Source organism: Gracilimonas mengyeensis (genome assembly GCF_900182705.1).
Lineage (GTDB): Bacteria > Bacteroidota > Rhodothermia > Balneolales > Balneolaceae > Gracilimonas > Gracilimonas mengyeensis.
On the sequence record NZ_FXTP01000004.1, the window covers coordinates 263,288 to 280,622 of the forward strand.

General features: G+C 43.9%; 12 protein-coding genes and 1 tRNA gene. 7 read left to right on the forward strand and 6 right to left on the reverse strand.

Annotated elements, in window-relative coordinates; genetic code table 11:
- Nucleotides 1-31: 31 nt before the first annotated feature.
- The 6 genes from FN815_RS06440 to FN815_RS06465 form a co-directional block, all read right to left on the reverse strand.
- Nucleotides 32-115 (reverse strand) — tRNA-Leu (locus FN815_RS06440).
- 382 nt (nucleotides 116-497) lie between these two features.
- Complete coding sequence (locus tag FN815_RS06445; protein ID WP_142453803.1) at nucleotides 498-1,304, reverse strand: dienelactone hydrolase family protein; 807 nt, start codon at nucleotides 1,302-1,304, stop codon at nucleotides 498-500.
- Between the two features lie 225 nt (nucleotides 1,305-1,529).
- Nucleotides 1,530-2,933 carry a T9SS type A sorting domain-containing protein gene (locus tag FN815_RS06450; protein WP_142453804.1) on the reverse strand — a complete coding sequence of 468 codons (1,404 nt, stop codon included), beginning with the start codon at nucleotides 2,931-2,933 and terminating at the stop codon, nucleotides 1,530-1,532.
- Nucleotides 2,930-5,176 carry a T9SS type A sorting domain-containing protein gene (locus FN815_RS06455; protein ID WP_142453805.1) on the reverse strand — a complete coding sequence of 749 codons (2,247 nt, stop codon included), beginning with the start codon at nucleotides 5,174-5,176 and terminating at the stop codon, nucleotides 2,930-2,932. Before FN815_RS06455 ends, FN815_RS06450 begins: the two co-directional genes overlap by 4 nt.
- Nucleotides 5,173-6,432: a T9SS type A sorting domain-containing protein gene (locus FN815_RS06460; RefSeq protein WP_185957194.1), complete on the reverse strand. Its 1,260-nt coding sequence runs from the start codon at nucleotides 6,430-6,432 to the stop codon at nucleotides 5,173-5,175. Before FN815_RS06460 ends, FN815_RS06455 begins: the two co-directional genes overlap by 4 nt.
- A 167-nt stretch (nucleotides 6,433-6,599) precedes the next feature.
- Nucleotides 6,600-8,597: a T9SS type A sorting domain-containing protein gene (locus FN815_RS06465; protein ID WP_142453807.1), complete on the reverse strand. Its 1,998-nt coding sequence runs from the start codon at nucleotides 8,595-8,597 to the stop codon at nucleotides 6,600-6,602.
- Nucleotides 8,598-8,988: 391 nt separating this feature from the next.
- Between FN815_RS06465 and gatB the strand changes: the two genes are divergently transcribed.
- The 7 genes from gatB to FN815_RS06500 all read left to right on the forward strand — a co-directional run bounded on the left by gatB (nucleotide 8,989) and on the right by FN815_RS06500 (nucleotide 17,333).
- A complete protein-coding gene (gene gatB, locus FN815_RS06470) occupies nucleotides 8,989-10,440 on the forward strand; it encodes an Asp-tRNA(Asn)/Glu-tRNA(Gln) amidotransferase subunit GatB (protein ID WP_185957195.1) in 1,452 nt (483 codons plus the stop codon).
- 13 nt (nucleotides 10,441-10,453) lie between these two features.
- Complete coding sequence (locus tag FN815_RS06475; protein WP_185957196.1) at nucleotides 10,454-11,830, forward strand: TlpA family protein disulfide reductase; 1,377 nt, start codon at nucleotides 10,454-10,456, stop codon at nucleotides 11,828-11,830.
- A 12-nt stretch (nucleotides 11,831-11,842) separates the two neighbouring features.
- Entirely contained in the window at nucleotides 11,843-12,610 is a 768-nt protein-coding gene (gene tpiA / locus FN815_RS06480) for a triose-phosphate isomerase (protein WP_142453809.1), read from the forward strand.
- Between the two features lie 3 nt (nucleotides 12,611-12,613).
- A complete protein-coding gene (gene purD / locus FN815_RS06485) occupies nucleotides 12,614-13,891 on the forward strand; it encodes a phosphoribosylamine--glycine ligase (RefSeq protein WP_142453810.1) in 1,278 nt (425 codons plus the stop codon).
- Between the two features lie 225 nt (nucleotides 13,892-14,116).
- The gene (locus tag FN815_RS06490) at nucleotides 14,117-14,914 is read left to right on the forward strand and encodes an NHL repeat-containing protein (RefSeq protein ID WP_185957197.1); all 798 of its coding nucleotides are present in this window, start codon (nucleotides 14,117-14,119) and stop codon (nucleotides 14,912-14,914) included.
- Nucleotides 14,915-14,917: 3 nt separating this feature from the next.
- Entirely contained in the window at nucleotides 14,918-15,916 is a 999-nt protein-coding gene (locus tag FN815_RS06495; protein WP_142453812.1) for a LuxE/PaaK family acyltransferase, read from the forward strand.
- Between the two features lie 352 nt (nucleotides 15,917-16,268).
- Nucleotides 16,269-17,333, forward strand: a complete 1,065-nt coding sequence (locus FN815_RS06500) for an acyl-CoA reductase (RefSeq protein ID WP_142453813.1) — start codon at nucleotides 16,269-16,271, stop codon at nucleotides 17,331-17,333.
- Nucleotides 17,334-17,335 lie beyond the last annotated feature (2 nt).

Below are 17,335 nucleotides of genomic sequence, written 5' to 3' on the forward strand. Positions count from 1 at the left end.
CCTTGCAAGCTTAACACTTACAAGGCTTTAGTGCCCAAGGGGAGACTCGAACTCCCACGCCCGTAAAGGCATACGCACCTGAAGCGCACGCGTCTACCAATTCCGCCACTTGGGCTTCTTGTTTCAGAAGGGCAACAAAGGTACAATCTTTTAGGAATTAAATCATCATGAAAAGCAGATTTTTTCAGTTGACTTCAAATCTCTAAACTGCAAAAATAATTTTTCCCAAGATACCAAAGATCCTTCCTCATTTATTCCGTCCCTAATGGGACTTCATTTCTTCGTCAGGATGACTTTGGGAAAGGGGTAAGATCTAAGGCGCCAAAGGCGCCTTTTTTAGTAACCCATGCCCCTTTTCATCTTGAACAGAATCAATATGATTGCATGGGAATATCGATGCAGTTAAAGATCTTATGAATGAAGCAATGGAGTTCTTCTTGGTATCTTAATAAAAGGTACATTTATATCCCAGCTTGCGCAGGGATGACTCGTAGAGATTACAGGGCTTCCAGCAGGTTTACGAGTCGTTCCCAGGAAGCATTGCGGGCTTGTACATTGGGATCGTCGGCTGGTTTTTCGGGATCATCGCCACTGCGCATGTAAGCATGGCCGGCGCCTTCGTAAATTTCGTATTTATAGGTCTTGCCGTATTCCTCCATGGCCGCATCCGAGTCGGGGATGGTGGAGTTGACGCGCTCATCGTTGCCACCGTAGAAACCGTACACCGGTACTTCAATACTGGCGTAGGCTTCGGCGCTATCCGGACCGGTACCATAGAACACAAAAGTTGCATCGATGGCATCACCGGCATTAGTGGCAAAACGGAAGCTTTGGGAGCCGCCCCAGCAGAATCCGGCCACGGCGATGGTGCCGTCACCTGCCTCAATGGTTTGGGCGTAAGCGAGTACATTCTGTAGATCGGTAGTTACGTGATCGGGCTGCAGGCTGTAGATGGCCTGACGCGCTGCATCGGAGGTTTCAAAATCACTGGTTTTTTCAATACCGTCCACCGTATTGGAAATCAAATCCGGTGCCACGGCAATGTAGCCTTTAGCTGCAAGTTGGTCGGCAAAACTGCGGGCCCAGATATTGAGTCCGCGGTTTTCATGGATTACAATAACCACCGGTGCCTTTTCTGATGTTTCGGGATACACCACAAAATTATGCAAAGTACGGTCATTAGATTCAATGGTAACCCATTCGTGATGACGTGGAGAATTTTCGAGTTGCTCCATGGCATAATCTTGGGCAAAAAGGGAAACCGGGAAAAGAAATAGCAGGAATATCAGTAGGGAATTCTTCATAGGAATAATTGTAGGTTGAGGGATTTTCACACCGTAGGGGCAATTCATGAATTGCCCCTACGGTGTGTTGTGTTAAAATCATTTTAAACAACAGCATTTTCCGATTTAACGTTTGTTGACCGGTTTCGATCCATTAAAAATACATACCGGTGCATCAAAAAAACCGATGACATCTTGTTGCTTTATCAATGCCTGCCCAACAGTATAATCAATTTTAGTCCGGGTTCATTTGATGAGGGTCATTTTTTTGGAAGCAATTTTACCATCCGCTTCCAGACGGTAGTAATAAATGCCGCTGGCAAGACTTTTGGCATCAAAAGTTACCGCATATATCCCTGCCTCCTGAAATTCATCAACCAGTGTTTGAACTTTTCTGCCAAGCTGGTCATATACTGACAATTGTACATGTCCATTGTTTTGGGTCATATAAGCAATAACAGTAGTTGGATTAAATGGATTGGGATAGTTCTGTTTGAGCTCAACTTGGGTAGGTACTTCTGGTAACCGTTCGCGGCTCACAGGTATTTGCTTGAGGGAAGTGGTGGCTTTGGTCTCTACGTTTACCTCCAGAAGTTCTTCTCTTGTTAATACATAGAGTAGATCAGAATCAGGTTTTTTATAGAGGCCGGTGATTTGGTGATCTATTGTAGTCAGTGGAGAAAAATTGTCGCCATAATCTGTGGAGTGAAGAATAGTGGTGGAGTCGGAAACGAAAATCCGATTGGCACTAGCACGGTCTATGGTATAATGCCTGGAAGCATCGGTAGTGAAATTAATAGATCTGAATTGCCAGCTTCCCGGTTCGCCTAATTTAGAAGAACGGATAATGCCTGCTTTTCGGAACGAATAAATATGCGAGGTATCATCAGCGAAAGTGAGATTATTGAAATACCAATTGGTATCGGCCAGCTCAAAATTGCCGGTATAATGCTCGCTTCGGAATAACTGACCACTGGAATTAGTGGCAAAATAGAGGGAATCGATAAAGGGATGAATACCGATAATTTTTTTAGAAAAAGAGAGCGAATCGGCATAGGCTACAAAGTCATCGTAATCCTCAAAATCAGGCCATTGATTGCTTCTACCCGTAAAGGGTACAGTTCTTCCAACTTCTACATATAGAGAGTCACCGTTTGGTGATAAATAAAAGTCGTTAGGTTGACTATAATCAAATACATTCTTTGATTTTTGTTTAATTAAAATTGGAGTCTCAATGTTCAAAGCATTTTCCTGGTAGTCATTGATGGCAAAGGAATATTCATAAGTGCCAATAGCTATCCATTTTTCCGGATCATTATCATAGAATTCATAAACGTGGATTCCTTGAGAATCGTAGTAGTATCCATCAAGGCACCATTCCGCAAAGCCATCCCTGAATTTCATTTTGTCAGATTGTGCCTGAACATTGAAGTGATGGATATCATTGCTTCTGTTTTCAACTTTATGTCCACCGTTTCCTTCGGAACACTGGAAGTAGCTTCTCACAAATTGCCGGTAAAACAAATGCGTCACACCAGCCGAATCTTCCATTCCCTTTAATTCATGAAAATAAGCTTCCGTCACATTATCCTGTCCAAAGGAGGGAAGTGAAAGAACAAATAGTGACGCTATCAAAAATAGTTTCTTCATTTTACCAATAACATTTTACGGGTTAATGTTTTTCCGCCCGTCTCCAGCCGGTAAAAATACATCCCGGAGGAAAGCCCCGAAGCATCAAAAGTAACCTGCTGATTTCCAGCGGTCTGCCGCTGCCCATCCACCAAAGTAGCCACTTTACGACCTGTCACGTCAAACACCTCCAGATGCACCAAACTGTTCCCTGTTAACTGGTAACTGATCACTGTCGTCGGATTAAATGGATTTGGGTAGTTTTGCTCTAAAGTGATTTGGTTGGGGATGTTGGAAAGTTCGGGTTCGTTACTTGTGATCGTTAATACAGGAGTATCATAAACTATCGTGAACCCATCGCCAGCAGCCCATAAATATGGTTGTCTTCCAACCTGATGCTTTGCCATAACTCGAAAGGGCATATTAGTTCCTGTACTTCTGAATCTCATAATGTCTACATATCCATCTTCATAAAAGGTCATTCGTAAATATTTGGAATCTTCATTCACTTCAAAATATCGGTATCGATGGAATCCATTTTTATCAAATAATTTACAGTCAACAGGACGAGAAGAGCGTGGCATTTCGATCCAGCTTTCTCCGCCATCTTTTGTAAAGAAAACAGCTCTGTTTGTTGCAGCTACTCCAATTTCAGAGTTTAGAAAATCGAAACATTGAGTGTACTCAAATCCATTTTCATCGAATACAATATTCCATGTTTTTGCAGAATCAGTTGAGAGCCATAAACCATCCCTGTTCATACCCCAGAAATGGTTAGGGCCTGTAATCTTAACCTCTTCAAAACTGACGAGGCTATTGGTTGAGTCCTCTATGGAAATCTCTTGCCAAGTTGTTCCTCCATCCGTTGTCAGATAATGATGATGAAAGTCAAAAGTATTCTCATCTGGCTTAAGCCTTTCAGCTACTGAGTGTAATAATCCAATATTATTGTGAAAGGCTATGCCACTGTATATTTCATCATCAGAAGTGATATCATGTACTTCGAAATTTTCAACTCCTGTAGTTGTATGAAAAATCTGGTATCTGGAAGCAATCCAGCCCTCATCTTTGTTGAGCATAACAGCATTCCCTGGCCTGTTTGATACTAATTCTTCAGGTTTGAAAAGGAATTTCCAGCTTTTACCACCGGTTTCAGTCTTGAAAAAACCATTGCCCGTTATCGCTAATCCTTCTAATGGACTCCAGAAATCAAGTGAATATATGTTTTCAGTTCTTTCACTTGCCATTGATTCCCAACTAATGCCCGAATTGTTAGTTTTGTAGAAGTGATCCCCAAAAAGAATGCCGGTACTATCATTGAAAAAATTAACGGCGTAATTACCATTTGAATAGGTATTAGAGGGGAGGGGAGAAGTTTCCCAATTGTCTCCTGAATCAAATGTTTTTTGCAGATATTGTTGCTGGTCCCAAAAGAGGCCAAATACAGTATTCGAATCTGGGACAGATAAAGAAAGTATCCCAGCGTTTGGGCTATTAAAGCGTGAAGACCAGCTGAGCCCTCCGTCAATAGTTTTATATATAGAGTGATTAGAATAAGCCCAGCCACTAACACTGTCCTGGAATTGAATTCCCATCAAGAATTCATCGAATCCTATAAAAAGTGTATCCCAGGTAGTTCCTTTATGATCGGTTTCAATTATAAGGTTAAGAGAGTCTGGAGACAAAATTCCATACTCAAAAGCATTTTGAAGTGGATATAAAGCTAAAATACGATTCGAACCAGCTTTTTCGAACTGTTGCAAGTTGCCATAGTATTGTTTTGGCTCTAAATGAAAACTGGAATCTATAAAAAATGGTGGCTCATATACTACTTCCCAAACATTGTAGAAAGAGTTATTCAGTTCAATGAGTCCATTATAATCACTTTTTAGAATTTTTGATTTAGTGATTGGTAGAAGATTATTTCTAAAGTAGATTGAGAGAGGATGACTTTCCCAAGATTCGCCACCATCTGTAGTATATAGAATCTCTGCAGCACGGGTTGGTTTAACGAAGCCTACTTCTTCATTCAAAAAATGCATTTTATCAAGAGGATAGAGAAAGTCCTCTTTCAATTTCCATGTATCCCCACCATCATACGTTTTATAAATGGTGCCACCCTCATTTATGAAAATGATTTCACTCTCGTTTATAAAATGAACATCTCGGATAAAGTCTGAGGGTAAATTTGGGTGTATTCTCTGTTGAGCCTGAGTTGTAAAACCAAAGGATATCAGGAATAATATGAATAGAATTCGCTTCATTTCACCAACAGCATTTTACGGGTTAATGTTTTTCCGCCCGTCTCCAGCCGGTAAAAGTACACCCCGGAGGAAAGCCCCGAAGCGTCAAAAGTAACCTGCTGATTTCCAGCGGTCTGCCGCTGCCCATCCACCAAAGTAGCCACTTTACGACCTGTCACGTCAAACACCTCCAGATGCACCAAACTGTTCCCTGTTAACTGGTAACTGATCACTGTAGTGGGGTTGAAAGGGTTGGGGTAGTTTTGTTCTAAAGTGATTTGAGTTGGTACATCAGGTAACCGTTCACGGCTCACAGGTATCTGTTTGAGGGAAGTGGTGGCTTTGGTTTCTACGTTTACCTCCAGTAGTTCTTCTCTGGTGAGGACATAGAGAATATCCGAACCCGGTTTTTTGTAGAGGCCGGTGATTTGGTGTGAAAACGTATCAATGAAGGAAGTCGAGTTTCCAAAATCATCCGAATACAAAAGACTATCATCATGAGAAAAGAAAAAAGCTCCCGATTTTTGCTTATTCGGAGCAAACTCAAAAGAGCTATATCCTTTAGAAAGTTCTTTTACACTCCATGCATCTGACTCTTTTCTAAGTAGATAAATATTACTATTAATTGTTATGTAGAAACTGCTGGAATCTGCATCAAAATAGGTGTTTCCGAATCTGATATTATAAAGCTCCCATTCTTCAATAGTATGATTCGATAGTACTTCTATGGACTTTCCATAATCGGTAGAGAGCACGAAATTGGAATCATTGATCCCTACGTAGTGACCCGCTTTATAGGGATTTACTCCCGTGACAGAAAAATTGACAAACAGGGAATCGTGTAAATCAAAAAAATCATGATAGTTTTGCCATGTAGATTCTTTCCGGTCATATCGGAATGAGCTTCTTAAATGAAGGTCTTCATCTGTTTTTGCCTTAATGACGATATAATCAAAAGGGGTCGTAATAATTAAATCATTACGTTCTTTATCGAAACTGATTCCCAATGGATTGCCAAGATTTATATCGAAATTTTGCTCATCATTAATTGAAAATGAAAGTGAGCCGTACAGGCCGCCGACGATAGATTTAACGGCAAAGGTGGAGTCCGGATGGTTGTCTGTAAAGATGAATCGTTCTGTGTCATGCCATTCCTGAAAGCAAGCTGGTGATATTTTATTGTAGGCCCTGAATTCGACAGAATCTTCTAAGGTGGAAGTATTAAAGTGATGAATATGATTGCGTTCAATATCAATAGTCGACGTATAACCATCCATATCAGAGCAATTAGTGCGTTTTGAAGTGAACATCCGATAGAATAAATGCGTAACCCCAGCAGAATCCTCCATGCCCTGGAGTTCATGAAAGTAACCCTCGGTTATGTTGTCTTGTCCCAAAGATGAAAGGGAGACACAGACAAAGCATGTTATCAAACCCAGTTTCTTCATTTCACTAAAAGCATTTTTCGGGTTAAGGTTTGCCCGCCCGTCTCCAGCCGGTAAAAATACACCCCGGAAGAAAGCCCCGAAGCATCAAAGCTAGCCCGGTGACTCCCGGCCGACAGCCGTTGTCCATCCACCAGGGTAGCGACTTTACGGCCCGTCACGTCAAAGACCTCCAAGCGAACCAACTGATTACTGTCTAACTGATAACTGATCACTGTAGAAGGGTTGAAAGGGTTGGGGTAGTTTTGCCCTAAAGTGATTTGACTGGGGATGTTGGAAGGTTCCGGTTCGTTGGATACAACCGTCATATTCCCATAGGTAATGCCATCTATTTTGGCTCCTTTCAAATAATAAATTAAGCCATGTACACCGAACCTAAAGTAGGTAAAACCAACTTTAGGTGACCACTGCGCAGATGCGATCGCATCATTAAAAAATGTTCCCGTCTCTCTCACTTGCTCAGAATAAAAAACCAGACTTATTCCCTGATCAAAAGTATTCCCATTTATCCGAGTGGTAACATTATCACCGAATAAAGCCTTAACAATAATGGAATCCTTTTCAGGTATGGGCTGCCATGTTTTAAAGCGGGGTTTGTTCTGGTCCATTAAGGTCCAAATGCTGTCACGGACCCAATCTGTGGCTATAAGGTTGGAGAGTGAATCTAGCCTTAATTCTTTAAATAATGGGTAGTCAGATTCATCATTGAAATGGATGACAGATTCATTCCCGTTTTCTTCTCTGGTAGTGGTGGTCTTAAATTCTTCAAGGGTAAGCACATCGTAATACTCACTGTCATCTTCTGGATCTTTTTGCATAACTGTAAAAACGAACTCATTTCCATCCCGGTAGGGAAATTTTTCGATATTCATTTCAAAACCGGAAATATCGGGTACCGATTTTAGGATGGAAACAGAATCAGTACTGACCTCAATAATTTGCTCTTTCTGCAATACATAGTAGATATCTGAAGCCGGCTTGTGATAGAAATCAACAATGAAGTGATCGGCTGAATACACCTTTTGAAAGCTTTGCCCGAAATCAGTAGACTCGTAAATGGCTGTTGAATCCGCTACATACAAATGGCCTGCTTTTTGGGGATCAACTTGAAGTGTCAGCGGATTACCTTGCAATGGGAACTCCATCCAACTTCCCTGCTTGCCATAATTATTTGAGACCAAAAGATTTCCGGTATTGCTGGTAGTGTAGATATGGAGAGAATCTGAATCAAAAAGAAATTGAGAATCGGAAGAAATTTGAATCGACAAGGTATCCCCGGATGTACCTAAATCTTCTGACCGTATCAACGAGTTTTGTTGATGAATAAAGGCCAGGCTATCGTTGAAGGTGGAAAGGCTCAGGAGCTTGAAATCAAGAATATTCAGGATAGAATCTGAAGCAGCTTCTTCATCAGCAATTTCATGCCAATAATTTCTAATGTACTCTATACTGTCGCTATTAGTAGTTATGGGAACTTGCACAGTGTGGTTGTCTTTGGGAAGGAAGAAGAATTTTCCCAAATATGGATTTGCTTCAACCCGGCCAAAATAATCAAACAGAGGAGCTAGGTAGTACTGTTGAGTGCCAATTTGCGAATAGGCATAAGGTTCAAAACCATCGCCGAAGCTACCTACAAATATGAAATTTTCAAAGTTGTTATCAAAAGGATGAAAATCGGCTATGTTAATCCAACCATCAAAGCTGTCGCATCCAATTCCTCCAATTCCACCTGCGTTCATAAATGTAGAATCTGTACCTCTTGCAGGATTCATATGGCGAATATTGCCGTACGAGGTGTTATAGACCCTGCTGCCCCATAGATCCGAACATATATATTTTCTTTTTTCAACCAGCTCGTAAAAGAGATGAGTTTGGCCAGTCGTGTCATTCGCCGCAAAAAAATTGGAGAAGTGCCAAGACTTATCCAGCGTCTGCCCCATGGCACCCGATAGCCCCGCAATTCCGAAAAACATTAAAATTAGTAGTGATCTTTTCATCTTTGACCTCCTTGACTTTCCCTAATGTAATAGAAACAAAGGAATTATGCATAGGAAAGTGTTGCGGTGTGATGGTGTTTCGGTGTTAGCTATAAGAAACCTGCCCTTGGCACCATTTACCCACCCCTTAATCCCCGCCCAAGCGGGGAAACTCATCGTTGGCTTATAAAATTAGAATCAACAATCTTGCACAAAGCACAAAGCACAAAGCACAAAGCACAAAGCACAAAGCACCCTAACATCCTAACACTCTAACACTGAAACACTGAAACACTGAAACACTATAACACCATCGCACCTTAACACTGAAACACCCGAAATAACATTCCAAACTGTCCGGCAACTTTAATATCTTCCAGTCTTTCAGCAAAACAGACAGAAATTTAGCTTAATGAGCACAATTGATCACGAGAAGTACGAGGCGGTGATCGGCCTTGAAGTTCACGCCCAGCTGTTAACCCAAAGTAAGGCTTTTGCCCCGGTAACCATTCAATACGGCGGCAGCCCAAATACACAAGTGACGCCCCTCTGCCTTGGACATCCCGGAACTTTGCCGGTGGTGAACGAGAATTTGGTTCGATACATCATCAAAATGGGACTGGCTACCAACTGTAGCGTAGCCGAGAAGTCCATTTTTGCCCGTAAAAATTATTTCTATCCCGATCTTCCCAAGGGCTACCAAATTTCCCAGTATGACACGCCTATCTGTTATGATGGTTTTGTGGATATCGAGCTGGAGGAATACGACAAACGCATCGGCCTTACGCGGATTCATATGGAGGAAGATGCCGGGAAGTCTATTCACGATCAGGATCCCTACAACACGCTGGTGGATCTGAACCGTGCCGGAACTCCGCTGATTGAGATTGTGTCGGAGCCGGATCTACGCACGCCGCAAGAGGCCTACGCGTATCTCTCCAAAATCAAACAGATTGTGCAGTACCTGGAGATTTGCGATGGCAACATGGAGGAGGGTAGTTTACGCTGTGATGCCAACGTATCGGTACGTCCGCGTGGACGGGAAAAATTCGGCACCCGTACCGAACTGAAAAACATGAACTCGTTCCGCAATGTGGAGCGGGCCATCCATTATGAAATTTACCGCCAGATTGAGCTGATTGAAGGCGGCGGCGAAGTGGTACAGCAAACCCGCTTGTGGGATACGGCCAAGGAGCAAACACGCCCTATGCGTTCCAAAGAGGAAGCGCATGATTACCGCTATTTCCCCGAACCGGACTTACCGCCTATCATCGTGACCGATGAGATGCTGAGTGAAATCCGCAAAGAATTGCCAGAGCTGGCTGATGTGCGTCGCAAGCGTTTCATCGAAGATTTCGGTATGAGCGAAGACGATGCGGTTACCATCACTGACAGCCGCTACCTGGCTGATTATTTTGAGGAAGTAGCCGATCACTTGGGCAATCCCAAAGCAGCCTCAAATATTGTACTCAGTGAAGTGTTGCGCGTGCTGAATGAGAAAAGTATCGACATCCGTCAGTTTCCGGTTACAGCAGAAAAAGTGTCTGCTTTGGTTAAGCTGAAAGAGGATGACAAGATCAACTCTTCAGCCATGCAGCAAATCTTTAACGCACTGCTGGATGAACCCGAAAAAGAACCCGCTGATCTGGCCAAAGAGATGAACTTGATTCAGGTTTCTGATTCCAGCTCACTGGAGCCGGTTGTAGACAAAATTATTGAAGAACATCCGGACGAGGTTGCCCGTTACAAGGACGGCAAAAAACAGCTTATGGGCTTTTTTGTGGGACAAGCCATGAAAGCCACCAAGGGTAAAGCCAATCCCAAACTGGTAAATAAGCTGATTTCCGAAAAACTAAATGACTGATCGTCTCATTTATATGAAGACACGCTTATTTCAATTTTTAGCAATTCTGACCGTAAGTGCAGGGATGTTGGCCTGCTCGGGAGAAACAAATACTCCCAAGAAAACCCTGGTACAGGGAACTATAACCGTAGCGGATTCGCTGGATGACAGCGGTAATTATGAAGGCATATATGTTACCATTGTTAACCCCGAAGATACTTCCGGCACAGGTTTGGATACGTTGTTTCATGAAGTGACTAATAAAGCCGGCCGTTTTGCAGCTACGGTCACCTTCCCCGAAAAAAAATATTACCTGATGTCTGTCAGCAGAAATAATAATACGATTGGGGAATTGGGCGTAATACTGGCAGAAGATGATACACTTACAGTTCAGGCAGAGTTGCCCGGTGTACAACAGACGGTAAAGCTTGAATCCCGTGAACATGATGCCATGCACACTTTTACGAAAGTGGATCAGGGCTTTAACCGTATCCGGGCTTTTGCCCAAAGCGGAGCTCTCACGGATACCCAGATGGTGGAAGAGATTCAGAAATGGTCCGATTTATACTGGGAAGTATATGAGAAAAACCAAAACTCATTAGCCGCTGTACTGGCTGCAGAGCAGTCTGCCCGGTTGCTTAACTCCTGGAACCAGGAAGAAATGCTTCGCCGTATAGATCAGGTACTGCCGGACAAATATATGTCACAGGTTGCACTGGATTTAGCCAAACCCTATATCGCCAGAAACCAGGGTTTTGATGCTGCCTCAGCTTATATGGATTCCCTGAGTTCAATTGTGGATGATGAGGAGGCCAAAGAGATTATATTCCGGCAAAAAATCCAGTTTTACTTTGATAGCTCTCGGGTTAAGGAAGCCAGGAATTTACTCGAAAACTATGAAGAGGAGTATGCCGATAATCAGCGCTCAAAAGAGTGGGCCCGCCGGATTCGGTATGACCTGAATTACCTGGCTCCCGGCGTACAAGCTCCGGAGTTTTCTTTTGTGACAATGGAAGGCGATACCGTAAACAACGAAAAGCTGGAGGGGGATGTGTATATCCTGGAGATTTCTCCGCTGGCAAGTACCATGTATCAGAATGATTTTGATCGTACCGTCATCCTTCATGAAATTTATCGCAATTACGGGCTGAAGATTCTCACTATTCCCCTTGATCAAAGTGAAATTACCGTAAACGCTTTTTTTGAAGAACGCTCCAAACTGTGGCCCGTTGCAAAACTGGGGTCTTTTGATGTACAGGATATCATTAAGAAATTCAACGTTGTACAAGTGCCCACCCGTCTGTTGATCGATGAGAATGGCGTATTGATTCGCAAGTACGAAGGACGGGAATTTGAAGATGTAATTCAGGGCATTAACAAAGCTTTCAGAAACAATAAATCACCAAGCTAAACTCACTCAATCATGCGTAGATTTCTAATAGCCGGTAACTGGAAAATGAATGGCGGACCATATGATGCCGCTGAACTGCTGCAAGGCCTTAAAGAGCAAAAAGCCGAAGTAGACGAAAATGTGGATGTGCTGGTTTGCCCGCCTTTCGTGTCTATTGGCATGGCTTCTGAGATTTTGCACGATACCGATATTCAAGTGGGTGGACAAAACCTTCACTTCGAAGAAAACGGTGCGTTTACCGGAGAAATCAGCGGAAGTATGCTGGTTGAAAGTGGATGTAATTATGTAATCATTGGTCACTCCGAGCGCCGTCAGTATTTTGGAGAAACCGATGAAACGGTTAACAAGCGTGTTAAAAAAGCCATTGAGCATAAGTTGGCTCCCGTTGTTTGTGTGGGAGAGAGTCTTGCTCAGCGTAAAAAAGATGAACACTTTGATCTGGTTAAAAACCAGGTGAAAGCGGCACTTTTCGGTCTTTCTGAAGATGATGCCATGGATGTGGTTATCGCTTACGAACCCATCTGGGCCATTGGTACCGGCGAAACGGCAAGCCCGGAGCAGGCGCAGGAAATGCACAAGCACATTCGCGACGTATTGGCCGAACTGTACAGCCAGGATGTTGCTGATGGTATCAATATCCTTTACGGTGGCAGCATGAAGCCGGCGAATGCTGAAGAGCTGCTTAGTCAGCCTGATGTGGATGGCGGATTGATTGGCGGAGCCAGCCTGGATGCCGGAAGCTTTTCCGAAATCATCACTATTGCTGAAGATCTCTCCTGAGCTATGAAATACAATGTATTATTACTGGGAAGCGGGGGACGCGAACACGCCCTGGCACGGAGTATTGCAAAATCTCCGTTGCTGGGTACACTGTTCATCGCCCCCGGGAACCCGGGAACAGCAGAAACGGGCCAGAATGTTAATCTTTCCGCTTCTGATTTTGAAGCTGTTTGGAATTTCATCCAAAAAAATGAAATTGACCTGACGGTGGTCGGTCCCGAGCAGCCATTGGTAGATGGTATCGCCAATTTCCTGGAAGCTAAAGACCATCCCGTATTTGGCCCCAAGCTGCAAGCAGCCATGCTGGAAGGCAGTAAGGAATTTGCCAAGGAATTCATGAAGCGGCACAGCATTCCTACCGCTGCTTATGAAGTATTTGACCAGGAAAATTTTGATGATGCTGCCGAGTACATCAAAGAAGAAGGCAAATACCCGGTAGTGCTAAAAGCCGACGGATTGGCTGGTGGCAAGGGCGTATTCATCCCCGAAAGTGAAGCCGAGGCTATGGAAGTGCTCAAAGAGCTCAAGACCAGCGACTCCCTGAAAGAAGCCGCCAGCAAACTGGTGGTGGAAGAATTCATGGTTGGGGAAGAAGCTTCTGTATTTGCTATCTCCGATGGGGAGTCATGGAAAGTGATTGGCAATGCGCAGGATCACAAACGCATTGGCGAAGGTGATACCGGTTTGAATACCGGCGGAATGGGCGCTTATTCGCCCGCTCCCGTGGTTACCGATGAGATTCTGAAAAGGGTGGAGGATGAAATCATTGCTCCCACCATTGACGGGATGAAGTCTGAAGACAATCCCTATGCCGGCATTTTGTATTGCGGGTTGATGATCACGGCCGAAGGGCCTAAAGTGGTGGAATACAACTGCCGTTTTGGTGATCCTGAATGCCAGGTGATTCTGCCGCGGATGCAATCCGATGTGCTGGAAATTATCCTGGCTTGTACGCAAGGTAAACTTGGCGAAACCGATATTCAGTTTGATGATGAAGTACGCTGCTGTGTAGTACTTGCTTCCGGCGGATATCCCGAGGCTTACGAAAAGGGCAAGGAAATAACTGGTTTGGATCAGGTGGAAGATGCTATCGTATTCCATGCCGGAACGAGGGAAGTGGAGGGCAAAATCCTCACCAACGGCGGACGCGTACTCAACATCGTAGGCTCTGGCTCGGACTTACAGTCGGCCATTGATAAAACCTACGCTGAAGTTGAAAAAGTTGGATTCGACGAAGCCTATTTCCGCCGTGACATTGGTGCTAAAGGGCTTAGACATTAGAACATTCAACATTGAATATCGAACATTGAACACAGAATGAACCCGTGAATATTGAATAGCGAGTGCAGAATATCGAATATCGAACGGAATTTGCTGGAGTTAGTAAATGCACCCCTTCAATGTTCAATATTCAATGTTCAATATTCGATATTCACTTTCCCCTCCCTGGGAGGCCCCGAGTTATTCGGGGAGGGGAGGGTGAGATGTGGTATAGGTTTATTAGCCTTGCTTACATTTTTATTCTGTTTTCCTTTTGCAGCTCAATCTCAAGCTCTCCAACAAATCCATTCTGGCCTTAATCGGGCCACTTCGCTCTATGTTACCTCCAATGCTATCTATGTGGTAGAACAGGGGCGACATCGCTTACTAAAACTGGATCACAATGGAAAATTAGTAGATACCATTGGCGGCCGTGGATCCGGCGACTACGAATTTAGCCGGCCGATAGATGTAGATGCTACCAACGGACTCAAAATCTACGTTTCTGATTTCAATAACCGCCGTGTACAGGTGTTTGACCGGCGCGGGCAGTATCTCAGTAGCATCTCAGGCGGTAATCGCCTGTTGGGAAGCCGTCAGCGTTATGAGCCTAGTCAACTGGCTGTTAATAAAGTCGGCGAAGTTTTGTTTTATGATAAAGGTATTTCAGAGATTATCCGGTTTGATCTGGATTTCAGTCCGCTGGATGCCTTTCGCTTACCTGCCGAAGTGAAGTCGGTGGATGATATCAAGCTGAGTGAAAGTCGCATGTATGTTTTGGACCAGTCTGCAGGACTTATCCATGAACTGGAGACCAATGGTTCGTACCGGAGTTTTTATAATGCAGATGAGATTGGTGCTTTTTATGTAGCAGACTCAAACTTATGGCTCGCTGGTACTACCACATTGACCATTCAGAAACATAGAGAAACGCCGAAAAGTATTTCTTACAGCGAGATTATCCAGCCTGTGGCTTTGCATGTCACAGATAATACAGCCTACATCCTTACCTCAACTGCTCTGTATAAAATGGGTCTCAACTAAGCCATGATTTCCTCCGAAGTCATATTTGATCCCTCCATCCCGTTTGAAAAAAAGGCTCTGAAGGTATTCCATTTCCAACAAGAAAATAACCCGGTATATCACCGCTTCTGCAAAGCTTTGGAAATTGGAGAAGTATCCGGGATAGAAGAAATTCCCCTACTGCCCATCGAAGCCTTCAAAGAAACCGAAGCACTATCAATACCTGAAAACTCAGAATTCAAAATTCAGAATTCAAAATTTTTCCAAAGCAGCGGAACTTCAGGCATGGAAAGAAGTCGCCATTATCTGCCTAAGCCTGAAATCTATCAGGGATCTATCCTAAAAGGAATGCAGCATTTCTATGAGTTGGATGAATACGTGATCTGGGCCTACACCCCCGGTTATAGTGACAATCCTCATTCTTCGCTTATTCACATGCTGAACCTGTTGATTGAACGGGAAGCTTCAGGAATGAGCCGGTTTCTGGAGCTGGATCAGCCTTTGGATGAAAAGGCAATACAGAAAGTTGAAAAATCAGGAAAGAAGCTGATGCTATTTGGTGCAGCTTTTGGATTAATGGATATGCTGGAATTGAAGCCGGTGCAGTTGCCAAAGGATTCAGTGATACTGGAAACAGGAGGGATGAAAACGCATCGCCGGGAGATGACCAAAGAAGAGCTTCATCATCAATTAGCCGAAGGTTTTGGATTGCCGGAATCACAAATTCATTCAGAATATGGAATGTGTGAGCTGTTGAGTCAGGCCTATGCCCAAGGCAGCCTCTGGTTTAATACCGTGCCCTGGATGAAGGTGAGCATCCGTAATTCCCAAAATCCTATGGAAATCTTACCGGCAGGAGAGGAGGGGCTCATCGGCTTAATGGACCTGGCCAACTTGTACTCCTGTGCCTTCATTCTCACGGGGGATAAGGGCGTGCAGCGGGAAGATGGTTCTTTTCAGGTATTGGGACGCTGGAATCCCCAAAACCTGCGTGGGTGTAATTTTTTGATCGATAGTGATTGAGGATTACAGATTTTTAGGATTTCTGATCGCATTGATGTGGGTTATCCACGAAATCACGATAATGTGTGGGGTGGTTGTTGATTTTGAACTCACCATCGTACATCCCTCTGCTTGAAAGCGAGGGCTTTTAAGCGGTCTCCCTTCCAAGGGAAAATTTTCATAAAATCTATTTGTGTTACTATCAATTTCAGATACTAAAATTCATTTCTGAATTACCTAAAGATTAATCCCTCTTTGAAGAGGGACCGGAAATGAACTTGTTCATTTGCAGGGGGATGTCTCGGAGTGTGATTAAGCCCAACAAGCCTTAACTTAGTTACTTTCTTTAGCTCTAATCAGGAACCCATTTTAATTGAATACTTTAACTAACATAAAAAAAGCCGCAACGGCCTGGCTTCATCCCGATCACCCCGGAAAAAAAGAAGCGGTGGAAAAGACAATACAGCAGGGACTTTTCAGTCGGGAAGATGTAGACCATCAAGTTGCCGTACTTAAGGAAAATATAGAAGCAGGAGAAATAGAGGAATGGGCGAAACGTGCAGGTCTAAACGAGAAACAAAATGCTAAAGCCCGAAGAGTACTTTGCCTGCATGCGGGTAATTTGCCCCTGGTTGGCTTTCAAACGGTAGTTGGGGGGATACTTTCCGGGGCCGATTATTATGGCAAACTTTCCCGCAAAGATCCATATTTGCTGGCATCCTTTTTGGATGAGGTGGAAAAAGCAGGATTGGATCAGCAAATTCAGTTTTCTACTAATTTGGAAGATTTTGAAAACCTGGAGGCGGGTGCAGTAGTTTTTGCCGGATCTTCGTCTTCGGTTCCGGAAGTGAAGGAGGTAATCAGACGGTTGAATGCCGCCAGGACTGATGCTGAATACATCATACGTACGGCTAAGTTTTCTATGGCTTATCTGAAAGAATGGTCGGCTCAAACAAGCAATCAACTGGCTGAAGCCATGCTCCGGTATGGCGGACAGGGATGCCGCTCGGTAGCGATAGTGGTGGCACCTTTTGATTTGGAAGAGGTGAGAGATTCCTTGGCCTCAGCCATGCAGAATTTCTGGAAGAGAAACCCGCCACATGCTCAGCCAAGTGAAGAGCTGAAATATCAGTACGCTTACAACGAAGCAATACAACGCGATCAATTGTGGATGGAACATTTTCTGATTCAGAAATCGGAGGGACTTCCGGAGACGGACTTCACCGTTCATTGGGTAAAAGGGGATGCCGATAAAGTGAAAGAGCTTCGTGAGAAGTTCGGAAAGTTGGTGCAGTCGGTTTATACGATGGATACTGATACAGCGATTGAGGGCTTAGAAACCGAGACTTTGGAATTAGCCCAACGCCCGCCGCTTTGGTGGAAGCCGGATGGGGTGGATGTGGTTGAACAGCTTTGGAGTCGTTCATCACGGCTATAGAA

Bases quoted from the DNA above. Each gene is read 5' to 3' on its own strand.
- FN815_RS06445 (WP_142453803.1), bottom strand. From the start codon at position 1,304: ATGAAGAATTCCCTACTGATATTCCTGCTATTTCTTTTCCCGGTTTCC.
- FN815_RS06450 (WP_142453804.1), bottom strand. From the start codon at position 2,933: ATGAAGAAACTATTTTTGATAGCGTCACTATTTGTTCTTTCACTTCCC.
- FN815_RS06455 (WP_142453805.1), bottom strand. From the start codon at position 5,176: ATGAAGCGAATTCTATTCATATTATTCCTGATATCCTTTGGTTTTACA.
- FN815_RS06460 (WP_185957194.1), bottom strand. From the start codon at position 6,432: ATGGATGGTTATACGTCGACTATTGATATTGAACGCAATCATATTCAT.
- FN815_RS06465 (WP_142453807.1), bottom strand. From the start codon at position 8,597: ATGAAAAGATCACTACTAATTTTAATGTTTTTCGGAATTGCGGGGCTA.
- gatB (WP_185957195.1), top strand. From the start codon at position 8,989: ATGAGCACAATTGATCACGAGAAGTACGAGGCGGTGATCGGCCTTGAA.
- FN815_RS06475 (WP_185957196.1), top strand. From the start codon at position 10,454: ATGAAGACACGCTTATTTCAATTTTTAGCAATTCTGACCGTAAGTGCA.
- tpiA (WP_142453809.1), top strand. From the start codon at position 11,843: ATGCGTAGATTTCTAATAGCCGGTAACTGGAAAATGAATGGCGGACCA.
- purD (WP_142453810.1), top strand. From the start codon at position 12,614: ATGAAATACAATGTATTATTACTGGGAAGCGGGGGACGCGAACACGCC.
- FN815_RS06495 (WP_142453812.1), top strand. From the start codon at position 14,918: ATGATTTCCTCCGAAGTCATATTTGATCCCTCCATCCCGTTTGAAAAA.